General features: G+C 46.2%; 12 protein-coding genes and 2 pseudogenes. 5 read left to right on the top strand and 9 right to left on the bottom strand.

What is annotated here, in order from left to right; genetic code table 11:
* Positions 1–127 precede the first annotated feature (127 nt).
* The 5 genes and pseudogenes from FKN93_RS14830 to dalD form a co-directional block, all read right to left on the bottom strand.
* Positions 128–757, bottom strand: a pseudogene (locus FKN93_RS14830) (reverse transcriptase N-terminal domain-containing protein); the annotation flags it as partial.
* A gap of 737 nt (positions 758–1494) precedes the next feature.
* Positions 1495–2166 carry a hexitol phosphatase HxpB gene (gene hxpB, locus FKN93_RS14825; RefSeq protein WP_170905438.1) on the bottom strand — a complete coding sequence of 224 codons (672 nt, stop codon included), beginning with the start codon at positions 2164–2166 and terminating at the stop codon, positions 1495–1497.
* A 61-nt stretch (positions 2167–2227) separates the two neighbouring features.
* On the bottom strand, positions 2228–3502 hold the full coding sequence (locus FKN93_RS14820) for an MFS transporter (RefSeq protein ID WP_170905437.1): 1275 nt from the start codon (positions 3500–3502) through the stop codon (positions 2228–2230).
* A gap of 108 nt (positions 3503–3610) precedes the next feature.
* Positions 3611–5071, bottom strand: a complete 1461-nt coding sequence (gene xylB / locus FKN93_RS14815) for a xylulokinase (RefSeq protein ID WP_170905436.1) — start codon at positions 5069–5071, stop codon at positions 3611–3613.
* 9 nt (positions 5072–5080) lie between these two features.
* Entirely contained in the window at positions 5081–6448 is a 1368-nt protein-coding gene (gene dalD, locus FKN93_RS14810) for a D-arabinitol 4-dehydrogenase (protein ID WP_170905435.1), read from the bottom strand.
* Between the two features lie 233 nt (positions 6449–6681).
* Between dalD and FKN93_RS14805 the strand changes: the two genes are divergently transcribed.
* Both FKN93_RS14805 and FKN93_RS14800 read left to right on the top strand, forming a co-directional pair.
* Positions 6682–7623 carry a sugar-binding transcriptional regulator gene (locus FKN93_RS14805; protein ID WP_170905434.1) on the top strand — a complete coding sequence of 314 codons (942 nt, stop codon included), beginning with the start codon at positions 6682–6684 and terminating at the stop codon, positions 7621–7623.
* Between the two features lie 132 nt (positions 7624–7755).
* Positions 7756–8154 (top strand): annotated as a pseudogene (locus FKN93_RS14800) (peptidase M3); the annotation flags it as partial.
* Positions 8155–8250: 96 nt separating this feature from the next.
* Here FKN93_RS14800 and FKN93_RS14795 read toward each other — a convergent pair.
* Together FKN93_RS14795 and FKN93_RS14790 are read right to left on the bottom strand one after the other, a co-directional pair.
* Entirely contained in the window at positions 8251–8409 is a 159-nt protein-coding gene (locus FKN93_RS14795; protein ID WP_170905433.1) for a hypothetical protein, read from the bottom strand.
* Complete coding sequence (locus FKN93_RS14790; RefSeq protein WP_346009393.1) at positions 8402–8947, bottom strand: zeta toxin family protein; 546 nt, start codon at positions 8945–8947, stop codon at positions 8402–8404. Before FKN93_RS14790 ends, FKN93_RS14795 begins: the two co-directional genes overlap by 8 nt.
* Positions 8948–9468: 521 nt before the next feature.
* On the opposite strand from FKN93_RS14790, the gene FKN93_RS14785 reads away from it, so the two are divergent.
* On the top strand, positions 9469–11316 hold the full coding sequence (locus tag FKN93_RS14785) for a M3 family metallopeptidase (protein ID WP_170905432.1): 1848 nt from the start codon (positions 9469–9471) through the stop codon (positions 11314–11316).
* Positions 11317–11399: 83 nt separating this feature from the next.
* Here FKN93_RS14785 and FKN93_RS14780 read toward each other — a convergent pair whose 3' ends face one another.
* Positions 11400–11549 (bottom strand): hypothetical protein, encoded by a 150-nt coding sequence (locus tag FKN93_RS14780; RefSeq protein ID WP_170905431.1) that lies wholly within the window; start codon positions 11547–11549, stop codon positions 11400–11402.
* A gap of 167 nt (positions 11550–11716) precedes the next feature.
* On the opposite strand from FKN93_RS14780, the gene FKN93_RS14775 reads away from it, so the two are divergent.
* On the top strand, positions 11717–13390 hold the full coding sequence (locus FKN93_RS14775) for an alkaline phosphatase D family protein (RefSeq protein ID WP_161438665.1): 1674 nt from the start codon (positions 11717–11719) through the stop codon (positions 13388–13390).
* A gap of 82 nt (positions 13391–13472) precedes the next feature.
* On the opposite strand, the gene FKN93_RS14770 is transcribed toward FKN93_RS14775, so the two are convergent.
* On the bottom strand, positions 13473–15155 hold the full coding sequence (locus tag FKN93_RS14770) for an SWIM zinc finger family protein (protein ID WP_170905430.1): 1683 nt from the start codon (positions 15153–15155) through the stop codon (positions 13473–13475).
* Between the two features lie 364 nt (positions 15156–15519).
* Between FKN93_RS14770 and FKN93_RS14765 the strand changes: the two genes are divergently transcribed.
* Entirely contained in the window at positions 15520–16887 is a 1368-nt protein-coding gene (locus FKN93_RS14765) for an endonuclease/exonuclease/phosphatase family protein (RefSeq protein WP_170905429.1), read from the top strand.
* Positions 16888–16891: the final 4 nt, after the last annotated feature.

The following is a 16891-nucleotide window of genomic DNA, read 5'->3' as shown; positions in this document are numbered from 1 at the left end:
TGGAAGTTCTACGCAGGTCAGACTACGAAATTACAACGTTAGAGCTGCTCGAAGCAGGGGCAGAGCTTACACGGCAACTTCACCAATATGGTTATGCGCTGGGTGATTTATGAGGGGATCCTTCAGGCTTCAGCATCCTTTTGTCTATTTGAACATGTTCAAGTAGCCATTCATGCCCAATCTTGTCAAAGCAAGCTTTAATATCCCCCTCCAAAACCCAGCGACCTGAGCGCTTAAGACACAAGCATTTGAAGCATTGTGCTATTGTGTCAGCCGTACTGCGATTAGGGCGAAAACCGTAGCTATTTCGATCTGCTATCGTTTCCGATATCGGTTCTAAAGCAAGCAGATAAAGCGCTTGTTGCGCTCGGTCTATCATGCATGAAATGCCGAGGGGTCTAAGTTTGCCATTCTTTTTCGGGATATAGATACGTCTGAGGGGTTTGGCTCGATAGCCTTTACGGTTCAATTGATTAACTGCGGTCATTCGACGAGCATCCGTATTCCAGATAACACCATCGACTCCAGGAGTGTTACTGCCTTTGTTTTGGGACACTCGCTTCACAGCTAGTAATTTAGCTGACCTCGAGTGCGTTAAGACCCACTGCAAAGCTTTCGCTTTACTGTGTTTTCCCTCTCGGGTTGCTTTTGCAATGCGCATTTGAAGCTTTAACACGTGCGACTCTACGGCCTTCCAGTCGATGGATTGCCATTGAGTGCCATTAGGAGAGGCACTAACTTCTGATGAAGCCACCATTTGCGTTTCTCCTTGAATAAAGTTCTTCAAATCATCTTGCAACGGGAGACCAGTTAGAAGTCAGCTCGCTTTCGCGCCAGATATAAACCTGTATCCACTTCATTACAAAGCGGCCTTTGCTTTTTCTAACCTCCTTTACCTGCACACCTATCGGCAATCTTCGCAGACTGCTTTCCCAATGGGAGATATACAGGCTTACCCTGTTCCGTATGTCGCGCAAAATATCAGCTTAGATGCCCACTATAGTGCGGAGAGTACATCGATCACGAAAGAGTACTGTCCAACTTCTTTCCGACTCTCATTGCCGTTTTGGCCACAGCGTATTAACCACTTCCGCTGCTTCATCGTATAACGCGCCTTACGTGGATTCACTTACGTTCATCATACTGACACCCTAGCACTTACCCAATTTGTGGTTATCAGGAGGAACGTCCTCTCACGATTCCATTCCCACTCAGCCTAACGGCTGAGTTTCGTTACATTGTCGGATCCGCTGCTTTATTCAGGATCCTAGGGTCATCTGGTGATACAGATGGTTCACTCTTGTCGTGGTGAACAACGCTTCATACGACTTCAGGTCGCACGGACAATTCCGAGTTACCCATTTATTAATCTAACAATGAACGAATTAGTTGAAGTATGGCAACTCTCGCTTAGATAACTGTCCAGTCATACTGTTGCAAATCATTCAGAACTAGGGAGCTAGTAAGACTTTGTCTGATTAATATTCAAATTTATTAACTGGGCAGTACCAAACATGTATGGAGGTTTCGGTAGCTCTGCAATAAACAATCTAGATTGACATAACGTTTATCTGCTTTAGTAAATTTACTTTGCCGACAATATGGAGAAACTAAGCAAGTCATCATATTTGCGCTTTTAGCAGCAGTCAGACCGACAAAACTGTCTTCTATCACCAAGCAATCAGCAACATCAACCTTAAGTCTGTGAGCCGCAGTCAGATAAACATCAGGGCTCGGTTTACCATGCTCTTCATCTTCGGCGCTGCAAATCACACTAAATTTATCCCAGAGTTTAAGACGATCAAAGACAGCTTTTATCACCACGTGGTTCGATGAGGTTGCGAGTGCCAGCTTTAAGCCCTGCTGTGAGAAAAAACTTAACGCGTCATAAACACCCGTCATTGCTTCACCAGTGGTGGAAATGCGGTTACACAGCTTAGTCAGAATAAGACTTTCCAACTCTTTTGCTGGCATGGACAGTGAGTACATCTCACACCAAGTACACGCGATTTCATCAACACGCTTCCCCATTGTCAATTGCTCACAGTCCTGACGGGTGACGGTCACGCCAACACTAGCCAACGATTCAATCTGTGCTTCCTGCCACAAAGGTTCAGAGTCAATAATTACACCGTCCATGTCAAAAATAACTGCTTTTTTATTCATAGTTACCTCAAAAAATAGAAATAGTATGACAACCAAAAGCGTTGCCATACTCTAAACCGTCTTACGCAACGGTAACTTTACTCGATTCAACGCCTCTCGCTTCGAAACCAGGTTGCTCCACTTTAATTAAATAGGTGAAGAAAAACGCCAACACATACAAGGCAGTATAGGCAATCACCACGCCTATCGTACTGAAATACGGCAGCAAGACCACTGCAATTGCCGGCGCAAGAAAGTTGGATAGCCCCGCGGACAAGTTATAGACAGAAATCGCTGCACCTTTGTGATTTGGTTCTAGTGCAGGAAACACAGCAGCCATTGGTACAAACGCGGCCACGAAAATGCCCAGAGAAATGGCAGGGATCAGTGCCATATAGAAGTTGTTCCCAAAGTGCTGAGGGATGTAATAAAACGCTAGGCTAGAAAGCGCCATTCCAATGCAGCCGAACCAGCGCACAACCTTCATCCACCCAAGTTTCTCACCCATGATGCCCCAGAAGACGTTAGAGAAAATGGTGGTAAAGAAGAACACCGCCCATACCTGAAGCCAGTCGGATGTTGTAAATCCTAAATCATCAACAAACATCATCGGCATAATGACGGCAAAACCAAATAGCGACAGGGTGTTGATAATGCGTACGAAGCTGGAGTAAAGCACATTTTTATTGGTATAGAGTAGCGTGACGGTGCGGCTCAGCTCGGTCAGTTTCTGTTTATTATTCAAGTTAAGCATGTGGGTTGGTGTTTTAACATTACGCAGGGCAATCATGGCGATCAGTCCGCCTGCTGCACAAAAAGCTAACGATAACCACAAGGTGCCATATTCGCCGATCCAAGGGATAGTGAAGCTTGGGATGTAACTACCCGCTACGCCGATACCAATGGAGTATACCGTCCAAAACCAGCCAAGCGCTGAACTTACACCATCACTACGAACGTTGTGCACGATTACCACGATAAAGGAATAAAGAAATAGTGGATAAGCCACCCCGCGGATTCCATAAAATAAAAGAATTAACGCGTAGTTTGACTGGCTTAACCCTAACGTTAAGAACAATACATGGAAGACACACCATAGCAGCAAGCCAATTTTCATGGTTTTCTGCGGAGTAATGATTTCCGCTACTACGCCAGACACCCAAGCGGCCAGAGCTGCGGCCAAACCATAAAGTGTAAACGCAAAGGATGATTGAGCAGGGGTAAAACCTAACTCGGTGATGTAGTGCGAAAGGAATGCCAGTTCAAAGCCATCTCCCGTCATAAAGATAGCAATGGCGATATATCCCCATATCAGATTTAGTGGCAATCCAAGCCACTGTTTGCTTACATTTTCCATATATTCCTCGTTTTGTAGGGTAAAGGAATTCCACACCCCTTTTTCAGGGGTGCTGTCCTTGTTTTTATGTGTGGTTCTCTTTCTAAGATCTGGCTGTTAGAGCCAATGCTATGGCCGTAAAGCTAAGTCGTTTTGGTAAAGCGTACGGAAATGCTCATAACGCTTACTCAACACAGGCTCATGCCCTGCGCGTGGTTGATAGACCCGGAAGATTTCCGGCTTTTTACACACATCTTCGATGGCTTTGCCAGAGGCGAGGCAAGCCAGTCGAGCCGCACCGAGTGCCCCACCTGTTTCTCCACCTTTGTGAGTGACAATAGGTAGACAGAGTGTATCGGCCAACAGTTGCGCCCAAAACACACTACGTGCACCACCACCGACGAGAGAACATTGCTCGATTTGTGTGCCACTTTCCTGCAATACACGTAGTCCGTCGGCAATCCCAAAGCTTACGCCTTCAATAACCGCATAGCCCAGTAGAGCGCGATTGGTCGAATGAGTCATTCCGTGGAACATCCCCATCGCCTGAGGGTCATTGTGCGGAGTACGCTCGCCGGACAGATAAGGTAAGAAAAGTGGCGCTTTGGCTTTCTCCTCCTCACTCAACTGCGCGATGCCTTCCAGCAATTCAGCCTCTGTCACACCAACAATGCGACAGAACCATTGCAGGCAACTAGCCGCACTGAGCATGACACTCATTTGGTGCCAACGCTGAGGCAACACGTGACAAAAAGCATGCACCGCAGACTCAGGGGCTGGGCGGTACTGCTCATTAACAACAAACAGCACACCAGAAGTGCCAAGAGAAATAAACGCATCCCCCGGATTCACGGCGCCAACACCAATTGCGCTGACGGCGTTATCACCACCGCCGCCGGCAACAATCACAGAAGAGCTCAGTCCCCACTTATGTGCCACCTCCGCTGACAAAGCAGCCGAAACTTCACAACCTTCTACCAGCGCTGGCATCTGCGCTCGGCTGAGTTGGCATTTATCTAGCAAAGAATCCGACCAGTCGCGCTTCGCCACATCCAACCATAACGTGCCCGCAGAATCTGACATGTCCGAGATTTTGCACCCAGTCATTTTCATACGTAGAAAGTCTTTGGGTAACAGAACTGTGTTGATACAAGCAAAATGGCTCGGCTCGTGCTTACGAACCCAAAGCAACTTAGGCGCGGTGAAACCCGGCATCGCTAGGTTGCCAGCGATATCATGCAAATCTGGTGCAACGGCTTCCAGCTCAACGCACTCTTGATGACTTCGGGTGTCATTCCACAAAATAGCCGGACGGATCACCTCATCTCGCTCATCTAATAGCACCGCTCCATGCATTTGACCGGAAAGGCCTATCGCTTTGATCGCCCCCCAATGTTCAGCACACTTTTCTCGCAGCGCACCAATCAGATAGTTGGTCGCTTCCCACCACTCCTGTGGCGCCTGCTCCGACCAATGTGGATGAGGGCGCTGAATTGTCAGCGGTGCACTGTGCGTTGCAACCGTTTCGCCCTGTTCATCAATCACCAGGGCTTTGACTTCCGAGGTGCCAAGATCAATACCTAAATACATGACAGCCCCTTATTGAATCATTGAGTAAGTAGCAGCAATTTTCTCGCGCAGCAGAACTTCAAACTCCGCATGCTCAGCAAGTTCACCAAACAAAGCTCTATTTTGCGCGTACACCGCAATTGGGTCAGCAGATTCAAACATCTCATGCACCGCACTCGCGTCTAGAATGCCGTCTTGATATTCATATGGCAGTAGGTCTTTATGCCATTGCAACATAAATACAAAGAACAGCGCTGGTAGCATCGCGGACGCCTGAGGAGCCACACCGCGCTGATAACATTCAATCATGGTTGGTGTGATCATCGCGGGAATTTTGGAGAATCCGTCGGCCGCAACACGTTGGTTGGTGTCTTTAATATAAGGGTTGGTGAATCGCTCAAGCACAACATCACGGTATGTCGGCAGGTCGATACCGTTTTCGCCCAAACTAGGAATCACATCCTGACTCACGTAGTCGTGCGCAATTTGATAAATGTAATCGGTAAGGGTACTTTCGTGAATATATGACTGACCAACCAAAGTACCAGCCCATGCGATACAGCAGTGCGATGCATTAAGGATACGGATTTTCGCCTCTTCGTAAGGAATGACAGAATCCACCATTTCCACACCAACATTTTCTAACGCTGGTCGTGCATCTTTAAAGTTATCTTCAATCACCCACTGGATAAAGGTTTCACCCATCACTGGTGCTTTATCATCAATACCAGTTTTAGCTTTGATTCGTGCGGGAAGATCAGCCGCAGGACGAGGAACAATGCGATCCACCATAGTATTTGGACATGTGGTGTTTGCTTTTACCCACTGCAGCACCTCTTGTTTTCCTGTCAAAGTGAGAAACTCCATCAAACCATCACGGAAGCGCTCACCGTTGTGGCGTACGTTGTCGCAGTTTAGTAATGTCACCGGACCTGTGTTATCGGCAATACGGCGCTCCAAAATTTTCGTCACCGTCCCGTAAATGGTTTGATGAGCACCATTTAGATCGGCATTTAATACCGCATTATCTACGTCTAATGTGTGGTCGGTTTTCAGATAATAGCCACTTTCTGTGACGGTAAACGCGATAACCCTCGTCTTCGCTTTCGCCCCTTCGTTAACCAAAGGTGCCAAGTCTTCCTGCCAAGGTAGCTGTGTCTTAATCGACCTGATCACTTCGTAGTCACGTTCGCCTGCTGGGCTAACCGTTTCCAGTACATACTCGCCATTTTGAGATCTTAACGCTTCAACGGTCGCTTCCACATCATTGCGAATGTTGCCTGCTGCGATGTGCCAGCTGTTATCGTCCGATTCGAGCAATTTATGTAGATACCAAGCTTGATGCGCACGATGAAATGAGCCTAGACCGATGTGAAGCCACGTGTATTGGTTTTTCATAATAGTTCCTTGTTTTTGTTTAATGATGCCACTCTATTTGATCAAAAAAACAAATAAAGAGCTAAAGATCACAAATGAACAAAAAACCAATTGTTGGTTTTTTGTTCATTTGTGAAAAATTGATTGCTATTGCATTCATTAAATATTCGCGAGAAGATACAAGCTATTGACGCGCCAAAGAAAGAAACAATGACTTCACTCGTGTCATAAGGTATCGAAAATAAGGAATTAACTTGGCTAGAGATGACACTTACAAAACTGACCAGATGGTTCGTGCTGCTTGGATGTACTACATCTCTGGCCGTAACCAACGCGATATTGCTGCTGAGCTAGGATTGTCACGCCCAGTGGTTCAACGTTTGATCGCCGCAGCGAAAGAAGAAGGGATTGTATCGGTCGGTCTACACCATCCGATTTCAACCTGTTTAGATTACGCAGAACTGCTCAAAGAAAAGTATCAGTTAGTGGAATGCAACATCGTACCCACCACCAATAGTGATGAAACGCTGGATAACGTCTCGTTTGGTTGTTTTCAATTGATGTCCAAATATACCAAAGACCAGCAGGAGCAAGTCATTGGTATCGGCTCTGGCTTGACGTTGAAAAAGGCGATCAACCGTATTGATTTCGAATCACCAAACAGTAAATGTGTAGCGCTGATCAGTGCTATGGGTGTCGATGGGCAATGTAATTACTATGACGATGTGCCGCTGATTTTAGCGCGTAAAATTAGGGCTAACTATTACCAATTGCCCGTTCCGCGTTACGCCACTTCGAGCGAGGAACTCAAGCTCTGGACGAGCATGCGCGTATTTCAAGAAGTTGCGCGTGTTGCTGACAGCGCGAGTGTGGTGTTTACTGGCATTGGTTCACTGAGTAAAGCTAGCCCTATCATCAAAGATGGTTTCATTTCATCCGACAAGGCTGATGAGCTCAATCAGCAAGGTGCGGTTGGTGAAATTTTGGGCCGCTTTATCAACGCCGAAGGCGAAGTGGTTAATTGCACGATCAACACCTTCATCACCAGCTACGACATGCGCAACAACGATTGCCCTCGCATTGGTGCCGCGTTTGGCGAAGACAAGCGTTCTGCGATTCTAGCGGCGTTAAAAGGACACTGGATAAATGGATTGGTTACCGATGAGACAACCGCTAGATGGTTATTAACCCAATGATAATATTACCAATAAAGCCCTTTAAATTTGTGCTAATAGCTCTATTGAGAGTTCATCAACTAGTAACAGGAGCTACCCTTAATTTTTAACCTGTGTGCTTACCTTAATCAACTCAACCAAGACTACTTGGCCATGCACCGCCGCAAAGAAGATTACTTTTGGCAAACCTATATGGGCATCAGTGATGACCAAGCGGGGACAACCAAAGCCCAAACCGAGTGGACTCACTTTCTCTCACAAGGGTCAAGAATAGAAGAAATCCGCCAACAGATCGCTGCAGCAGAAAACATCAGCGATAGCCAGCAGCGCGAGCAAACCCTGCAAGGGCTGAATGGCTGGTTAGCCATGTTCCAAGCCCATGCGATAGAATCTCGCCAAGCTCAGCAACTGAAAAACGAACTGATCGAGTTCGAAGCCGACCTATTCACCAAAAAGCAGCAACATGTGCTGACTTACACTAATGAACACGGTGAGGCGATTAAAGCCAGTTTACCCGAGCTCAGTTCAACCATTCGTGCCAATAACTTTGAGTCAGATGGTCATTCAGAAGGACTATGTACGGGAATGGTTGGGTCATGAAGTTTTAGACAAGCCAATCATAGTTCATGACTGGCAAGCAGAATAGAATTAGCCCTGAACAGTATGAGCTTTTTGGATAGTTTTGTTCTGAGACTCTGTCGCTACGACAATGACGCGCTTATAAACCTTGTTTTTATCACCAGAAGATGTATTACGAACAAATCTGGCAAGTGGTGAAGTAGCATTGTTGGCTTTAGAATCAATCATCACGCTTCTCCTGGTGCCTACTAGCACCTACGATTTCTCTTACAACTTCCAAAGTATACGCTGGATCCAAATACTGTTGCAAACTGATTATATCACTGTGATGGCTGTGGGTAGTCCCATCCAGAAGAAAGCTCTGGTTATTCTTAAAAATCATATCCATGGCACGTTCGACAAGTGTAATCACCGCAGATTGGAATAAGTATGAATTGTTCCCATTGTAATCTTCAAACTCCTCCCTTAAATCATCAGGGTCAAGGCGCAAAACATGTCCACCATCCTCAGTTAAAACTGCAACCAACTCCTTAGAAGACTCAGTTTTCCCTGCACCTGGAGATCCGCTCATAAACACAGAAACTGGCTCCAACTCTGGAGCGTAGAGACTGGTGTCGGTAAGCCTGCGACAAATCCTAGTACGATTTTTCTTTGCAAAATCCAAGGCCTTTTTCTTAATAGCCAACTCGCTGGGTGAAAGTTCCAATTCATCTTCTCCAGTGGAAAGAAATCGCCTGCTCCCCAAAGAGGCACCAGCAATTTTCACGTTGTATCGTTTATTCAGCTTTTAGCTAATCAATTTCTTCAAAAACGGATTATACCAATCACACCTCTAGATATCCGTATCTTAGGAAATTTTGAGTGCATCTTTGCTCTCAACACCAAGATAGCGAATGGTGTTATCAAGTTTCACATGCCCTAAAAGTAGCTGTACCGCCCTGATATTTTTTGTTCTCGCCTATTAGTCCTTCGCATGGAGTAGATACCATACTGCGCTGCGTTAAGTCCAAGCGTCGTTGCCCATTTTTTATGCTGTGGACGTAATAGGAGTAGCTCATTGGCGCCCCAATTTTTTGGACTAGGAAAGATAAAGTCCTAATGAGAGAGTTGACTAATAAACAACCTCTGGCTGAGTGCGTGTTGAGTTTGCTCTCACTACATCCCCCTGTAAATACCAAGTACATTTACCTTTACGCGGAGGCCATCAACCATAGCTGGGGTTGCATCGCTCGTTTGTGCTGGACGTGAGATAATCTTCGATTAACTCAACCATTTTTAAGGATAAAAATGACTGCCAGTGCTTACCTTAACCAACTCAACCAAGACTACTTGGCCATGCACCGCCGCAAAGAAGATTACTTTTGGCAAACCTACATGGGCATTAGCGACGACCAAGCGGGGGCAACCAAAGCCCAAACCGAGTGGACTCACTTTCTCTCACAAGGGTCAAGAATAGAAGAGCTCCGCCAACAGATCGCCGCAGCAGAGAACATCAGCGATAGCGAGCAGCGCGAGCAAACCCTGCAAGGGCTGAATGGCTGGTTAGCCATGTTCCAAGCTCATGCGATAGAATCTCGCCAAGCTCAGCAACTGAAAAACGAACTGATCGAGTTCGAAGCCGACCTATTCACCAAAAAGCAGCAACATGTGCTGACTTACATGAATGAACACGGTGACGCGATTGAAGCCAGTTTACCTGTGCTCAGTTCAACCATTCGTGCCAATAACCTTGAGTCCGTGCGTCAATCAGCCCATCAATCGCTGCTAGAACTAGAGCAATGGCTACTTGAACAAGGCTTTTTGCAATTGGTGCAAAAGCGTAACGCCTTTGCGCGCGCCATGGGTTATGCCAATTACTTTGACTACTCGGTACAAAAAACCGAAAAAATGAGCAGCGAAGCGCTGTTTGCTATTTTGGATGATTTCGAGCAGCGTACCCGTCAACGCCATCAAGATAGCTTAAGCACACTCGTTGCCGAGCAAGGGGAAGAATGCCTCAAAGGGCATAATTTTGTTTTCTCGTTTGCTGGCGATGTGATGCGCGAACTCGACCCTTATGTGCCGTTTTCGCAATCCTTGCGCCGTTGGGTGGAATCATTTGGCCGTTTGCACATCGATTATTCAGAGGCTGAACTGACTTTAGATTTGCTGGACCGTAAAGGAAAATATCCGAATGGTTTTTGTCATGGCCCGATCCCATCTTTTTACCATCAAGGACAATGGGTTGCGGCTAAAGTCAATTTTACCTCTAACGCCAAGCCCGACCAAATTGGCAGTGGCTATGATGGCATCAATACCTTGTTTCATGAAGGTGGCCATGCGGCGCATTTTGCTAATGTGAGACTCAATGCCCCTTGCTTCTCACAAGAGTTTGCGCCGACCTCAATGGCCTACGCAGAAACTCAATCGATGTTTTGCGATAGCCTACTCAACGATGCTGATTGGCTAAAACGCTATGCCTTAGATAAGGCTGGCAACCCGCTTCCCGATAGTGTCATTCAAGCGATGGTCAATAACCGTCAGCCGTTCAAAGCGTATCAAGAGCGCAGCATTCTGCTGGTGCCTTATTTTGAACGCGCTCTGTATCAATTAAGCGATGAGCAGTTAACCGCCGAGCACGTTACGGCTTTAGCCCGTGAAACTGAGCAGCGTATTCTTGGCCTTGAGTCGAGCCCTCGCCCGCTGTTGGCGATTCCGCATCTATTATCTGATGAGTCGGCCTGCGCTTATCAAGGTTACTTATTGGCTCATATGGCGGTCTATCAAACGCGGGCTTACTTTATGGAAAAGTTTGGCTACCTGACAGATAACCCACAGATTGGCCCACTGCTCGCTAAACATTACTGGCACAAGGGCAATCAAGTTTCACATTCGGAATCGATCCAAAGTCTTACCGGTGAAGGCTTTAATGCCAAATATCTCGCCGATGTTTGTAACCTTTCTGCCGAGCAAGCTTGGCAACAAGAGCTGCAAAAAATCGCGGCGATGCAGAGCCGTCAACCGAGTAGCCCTGCGCCACTGAATGCCAAGATTACTGTAGTCGATGGTGAGCAAGTGATCGCCTCTAATGCACTGTCTGATGAGCAGATGTGCCAGCAGTTTGAAGATTACATTATGCAGACTTACGGCTGTTAACGGCTCTATCCCCTGACGACTTGAGTAGCGGTGATCTTTATTGCCAGCAACCTCAAGTGGTTTGGGGATAGAAAACCCACGGCTTAAACCTGCTTCGGATAATGCTTTTTCAGTAAGCTGTGCATATTGCGCTTACGTTTGTAGGTTTCCGCCAGTGATGTAATCGCGAGATAAACATTGCTCGATACTGCACGCCGCTCATTATCTTCCCCCTTTTTTTTAGCGCTCCGCATTAACTCATTGAACTGTAATTATTATTTTATATTGATGACATATTAACTTCATTTTTAGATGCCAATCTCCTGCTCTGGTTTGACCAGTTTTGGATTTTTGGTACACAAAGTCTATACCCAAACAACGTGGAGTTAGGGGTAAAGAGGATAAAAATAAGGAAGTTAGTATGTCTATGTCTCGCAGAGGCTTTATAAAGGCGGTTTCCGCTAGCATGGTCGCTAGCAGTTTAATCGCGTGTCAATCTGATGATACACAGCTCAAACCTGTCACCTTTGAGCATGGTGTAGCCAGTGGAGATCCGTTACAAGATGCCGTTATCATCTGGACTCGGGTAACCACCGAAAGTCGTTACGCAGAAGTGACTTGGCAACTCTCTGAGCATGAGGATTTTGCTCACTTAGCGGCTTCTGGCAAACAGCAAACTGACAATGGAAAAGACTTTACCGTCAAAGTTGATGTCACAGGATTAGCCGCAGGAAAAAACTATTTTTATCGCTTTATGTGTCAGGGAATAAATAGCCAAGTTGGGAGAACCAAAACGTTGGCACAAGGCGAGTTGGCCAAGGCATCGTTAGCGGTGGTTTCTTGCTCTAATTACCCAACAGGTTACTTCAACGTTTATCGAGAAATCGTTCACCAGCATCAGAAAAAGCCGTTTGATGCGGTACTGCATTTAGGCGATTACATTTACGAATACGGCTCCGGTGGTTATGCCACCGAAAATGCGGCGGCCCTTGGACGTGAACCAAGTCGTGGTACTGAGTGTGTCAGCCTGCAAGATTACCGAGCACGTTATGCACAATATCGCCAAGATAGCGACCTACAAGCCTTGCATGCTTCGATGCCGATGATTGCAGTATGGGATGATCATGAAATTGCTAATGATACTTGGCTTAATGGCGCTGAAAATCATCAACCAGAGCAAGGCAGTTTTGAATTGCGACGCGCCGCAGCCGCTGCTGCATGGGTAGAATGGCTCCCTGTCCGTGAAAACCCTGAATCGAATGTAATTATCTATCGTCACTTCTCTTTTGGCGATCTTTTGGATCTCTACATGCTCGATACTCGTGTCGTCGCCCGTGATGAACCATTGGATTATTTTTCGTTGTCCTCTCCCTCAATCGAAGGCATCGCAGGATTGGTTGCTCAGTCTCGTCAACCCGGTCGAAACCTATTAGGTCAGCATCAAAAACAGTGGCTAAAAAACCAAATGGCTAACGCTTCTGGTAAATGGTCAATCATGGGCCAACAAGTATTGATGAGTCGAATGGAGCTACCAAGCACAGTAATGCAAGCGCTGTTTGGTTTGTTTATGGCTGATGACGAGAATAAAGCCCCAGCCCTAAGTCATGTCAACCAAGCTATCCAAGCCTACCTTGCCAATCCTAACTCAGATCCGCATCTTATCCCCTACAACCTTGATGCTTGGGATGGCTATTATCAAGAGAGAGAATGGCTTTATCATTTAGCGCAGCAAGAAGGTAAGCGGTTTATTAGCTTAGCCGGTGACAGTCACAATGCGTGGTGTAGCCAACTGTTTGATGCGCAGGGCAAAGCGATCGGTATCGAATTTGCGACATCGTCAGTCAGCTCGCCTGGTTTAGAAGAGTACCTAGGTGTTGATGGCTCGACTATCATGCAAATGGAGCATGTTCTGCCACTGTTGGTCAGAGAGCTGCAATGGACAGACTTGAAGCAACGCGGTTTTCTACGCTTAGATGTCACCAAAGAGAAGGCTGAAGCGACTTGGACTTTTATTTCCAATATCATGACCAAAGATTACCAAGTAAAGCAGAAAACCATCATCACTGAAGATGGTAAAGGGATTAGCATCCGTTAAGTCTCTATCCCCTGACGACTTGAGTAGCGGTGATCTTTATTGCTAGCAACCTCAAGTGGTTTGGGGATAGAAAACCTATAGCTTAAACCTGCTTCGGATAATGCTTTTTCAATAAACTGTGCATATTGCGCTTACGTTTGTAGGTTTCCGCCAGTGATGTTATCGCGAGATAAAAATCAGCGAGTGCGGCTGGGTGTTTAGCCAATAATCGCTCGACGCGTTGTAAATGGTGAATTGCCTCTTGATAACCTTGGTTACTGGTGCGGTCAATACATACGCGAGCAACACGAAGGTAGTAGTCCAAAGTATGTTTGGGTTTATCCGTTACGATTTCATCGGCCAGTGTTAGCAATACATGGCTATCGGTTGGCCGAGTAGCGACCCAATCACACGCTTTTTCCCACGCTTGTTGCTCAATATAAAACTCAACTAAGGCGCTATTGTGGTGGCTAACAAATCCGCGAGCATCGGCAGGTTGGTAGTTATTGATCAATGTCTGTTCGATACGAGTTAAAAACTCTGCATCCTCAATCTGGTGTGTCACTTTAAAAGCGCTCAACTCTTGGTAGCCTTGAAAAGTCGGAGCGTCAGTAAACAATCGATTAGCCAAACTCCACGCCTTAGCAACCTCTCCCAAGCTAATATAGAGGTTGACTTGCAGTTGCTCGCATTGTTGCATCTCAATATGGTTAGCTTGTTTTTTCGCTTTGGCTAACCAAAATTCGGCTTGAAGTGGCTCCTGATGCTCAAGATAGAGTTGCACGATGTCCAGAAAATCGTCGCAGCGCCACGCGATTTTTTGCTTAATAGCGATACGCTCATGCCAATCACTGGCGGTGCTTAGCAGTGGCCTAGCCCATGTTTTCAGGTTCCATGCGTTATCACGATTAAGTGGAGTTTTCTCAATCGCGGTTTTGCACAACTTAAGAAATGTCTGATTGCTGCGCCAAACGGGCTCGAAGTGAGTGTCAATCGTTGGGTAAACATCAAACTCATAGTCGGTCATGCGCTCAAACATCCACTGCGCTTTTTCCGCTTCACTCCAATTCAACTGATTGAGGATTAACGGCATCTGAACATTGATCAGTGCTTCAATCCCAAACCGCTCTCCGTTCGAATCATCAATCTGTTCTAACACGAGATTTAAACGGGTCACGATGTAGTGAATTAATTTCCACTGCTGATCCGCTTTCAGTGCTTTCGCGGCTTCACAGATCAGTTCGAGTTGATCTTCTGCGTAAGAGAAGTAGTCGCCAACTTCACGCCAATTCCAAATCTGTTCACGGGGTAACGCTTGGGTCACCATTTTTTTCAAATCGTTATAACTGACGCTCTGCTCAGTGAGCTGCATTTTTGCTATTAGCGTTTTCCAAGCGGATTCATCTTGTTCGAGGTAATCGAGTAACTTCTCTAAGATCGCCTCTTCCCCTAATGTTTTTAGGTGATTGCGGATCCGATCGCGTTCATCATCTTGATCGATTGGCGAATCGCTCAGTAAGCAATACGCAACGGCAGCACCATGTTTACACATCTCTTGGTATTCAGCGGCTGGGCAAGTGCAGTAGCTTGATAATGTTTGACCACCATTGAGTTGCACACGATAAAGCTGAGAGCCTTTTACTTCAGCATTGGCGGTATGACCATTAACGGTCAATTTACGCACCGCTCCACTTTTCGCGAGCTGCATGCCTTTTTGTAATGAGCTCGGTTCGCACAGGGCAAACAGAGCGGTAAAATCAAAGAAAGAAGAGGAATTATTAGGCATAAGCAGATCCGTTTTTGCTATCGTCAGCCTTGTCTGATCAAGACGTTGCTAGGGGGTTCACGCACTTTGCCTGTTTTGGATTGGAGCTTCAAGTCAAACATCGTGATAATGAATAAAATGGTGGCTCGTTTAACTACATCTTTGAATACTATGATCTGCCCTAAGTAGCACACCACCCAAAAATTGGCATCAGTCACACAAAAATAAACAAACAAGAAGCTTCTTACATCTTGGGCGTGATTTTTATCACTTACAACAGGTGAGCATATCCTTACCATTCAGAAAACGAATCAATGTGTCTTATCTGTCTGTATCGTTTAAATCGGTTTTGTTTTGAATAGACAGTTACTCTATGGTGTGAATAATGAAAAAAATGCGACTTACTCCGACCGCTTTGCTGCTCAGTAGCGCGCTGCTCTTGGGCTGTAATCAGGATATCGATACCATGGCAACACCTGAAAAAACGCTTAAAATTGCTACCTATAATCTCTCTTTTGACCGTAACACCTTTGCAGAACTAGTGACTGAAATGCAGGTAGAACCTGCGCGGCAGCAAGCTTTGGTTGAAGCTTACTTAGCGGGCAAGATTGATCAAAAAGACAAGAAATTAGCGCAAAACGTTATCCAGATCCGCAATGTCGCGGCGGTTATTCAACACAATCGCCCTGATGTATTGATGATGGCGGAATTTAATAACGATGGCACTGGTGAAGATACTTCGGCGCTGATCGGCTTTCAAAACAATTATTTATCTGTCGCGCAAAGCCAACAAGGTGCTGGAGGTGAGCCAGATTTAGAACCGATTGATTATCCGTTTGCTAAAGCTTACGCTACTAATACCGGGCTATTGAGTGAGTTTGATTTAGATAACAATGGCCAAAAAGGTCTGTTGCCAGGCGATGCTTGGGGATTTGGTTTTTATCACGGCCAATACGCGTTTGCTTTACTGTCTAAGTACCCGATTGATGCGAGCCAAACGCGCACCTTCCAGCACTTTAAATGGAAAGATATGCCCAATGCTGACATTCCTGCCATTACTATTTGTGATGGTTCACAAAATATCCCTCAGGGCATGGTGTGCGGTGACCCTTGGTATAGTGATGCAGAGTGGCAACAGGTACGTTTATCGTCTAAAAACCATGTAGATGCGCCGATTATTATTCCAACGGCCGATGGGGAGCAAGTGATCCATTTACTGATGTCTCACCCGACGCCTCCGGTCTTTGACCCTGGTAAAAATCAGCAACAAAACGCAGCAGAAGTGCAGTTTTGGCACCATTACATACAAAATCAGCCCTATTTTTATGATGATGCTGGTAAGACTGGCGGATTAGCCAACAATGAGAAGTTTGTCATCATGGGCGATTTAAATCTCGACCCGGTCGCCGGTGATGGGCTCAGTGAAATAATGCAAGCACTGCATGCCGATCCGTTACTCAATCAAAAGGTGACTCAAGGGACGCTTTACCCAAGTAGCCTTGGTGCCGCTGAATTTGCTGCGCAGCGATCATTAACTCATCCCCATCCGCAGCGAATCACGTCCACTTTTGGCTTAGGCGTTGATTATGCTCTGCCTTCGGCCAACTTAACGGTTATTGATTCCGGTGTGTATTGGCCAGCGTCTGATCAAGTGGGCTATCGTTTAATGAATGACTCGCGTTTGGGCCGTTATGGGGACGGTAAAGATGTCTCTTCCGACCATCGCCTAATATGGGTTGAAGTGAAGTTATAGGGTA

This window comes from Vibrio sp. A8-1 (genome assembly GCF_013048685.1).
Lineage (GTDB): Bacteria > Pseudomonadota > Gammaproteobacteria > Enterobacterales > Vibrionaceae > Vibrio > Vibrio metschnikovii.
This window is presented reverse-complemented; position numbering and strand designations above follow the sequence as displayed.

Bases quoted from the DNA above. Each gene is read 5' to 3' on its own strand.
- FKN93_RS14775 (WP_161438665.1), top strand. From the start codon at position 11,717: ATGTCTATGTCTCGCAGAGGCTTTATAAAGGCGGTTTCCGCTAGCATG.
- FKN93_RS14820 (WP_170905437.1), bottom strand. From the start codon at position 3,502: ATGGAAAATGTAAGCAAACAGTGGCTTGGATTGCCACTAAATCTGATA.
- dalD (WP_170905435.1), bottom strand. From the start codon at position 6,448: ATGAAAAACCAATACACGTGGCTTCACATCGGTCTAGGCTCATTTCAT.
- FKN93_RS14765 (WP_170905429.1), top strand. From the start codon at position 15,520: ATGAAAAAAATGCGACTTACTCCGACCGCTTTGCTGCTCAGTAGCGCG.
- FKN93_RS14770 (WP_170905430.1), bottom strand. From the start codon at position 15,155: ATGCCTAATAATTCCTCTTCTTTCTTTGATTTTACCGCTCTGTTTGCC.
- xylB (WP_170905436.1), bottom strand. From the start codon at position 5,071: ATGTATTTAGGTATTGATCTTGGCACCTCGGAAGTCAAAGCCCTGGTG.
- hxpB (WP_170905438.1), bottom strand. From the start codon at position 2,166: ATGAATAAAAAAGCAGTTATTTTTGACATGGACGGTGTAATTATTGAC.
- FKN93_RS14785 (WP_170905432.1), top strand. From the start codon at position 9,469: ATGACTGCCAGTGCTTACCTTAACCAACTCAACCAAGACTACTTGGCC.
- FKN93_RS14795 (WP_170905433.1), bottom strand. From the start codon at position 8,409: ATGATTGATTCTAAAGCCAACAATGCTACTTCACCACTTGCCAGATTT.
- FKN93_RS14780 (WP_170905431.1), bottom strand. From the start codon at position 11,549: ATGCGGAGCGCTAAAAAAAAGGGGGAAGATAATGAGCGGCGTGCAGTA.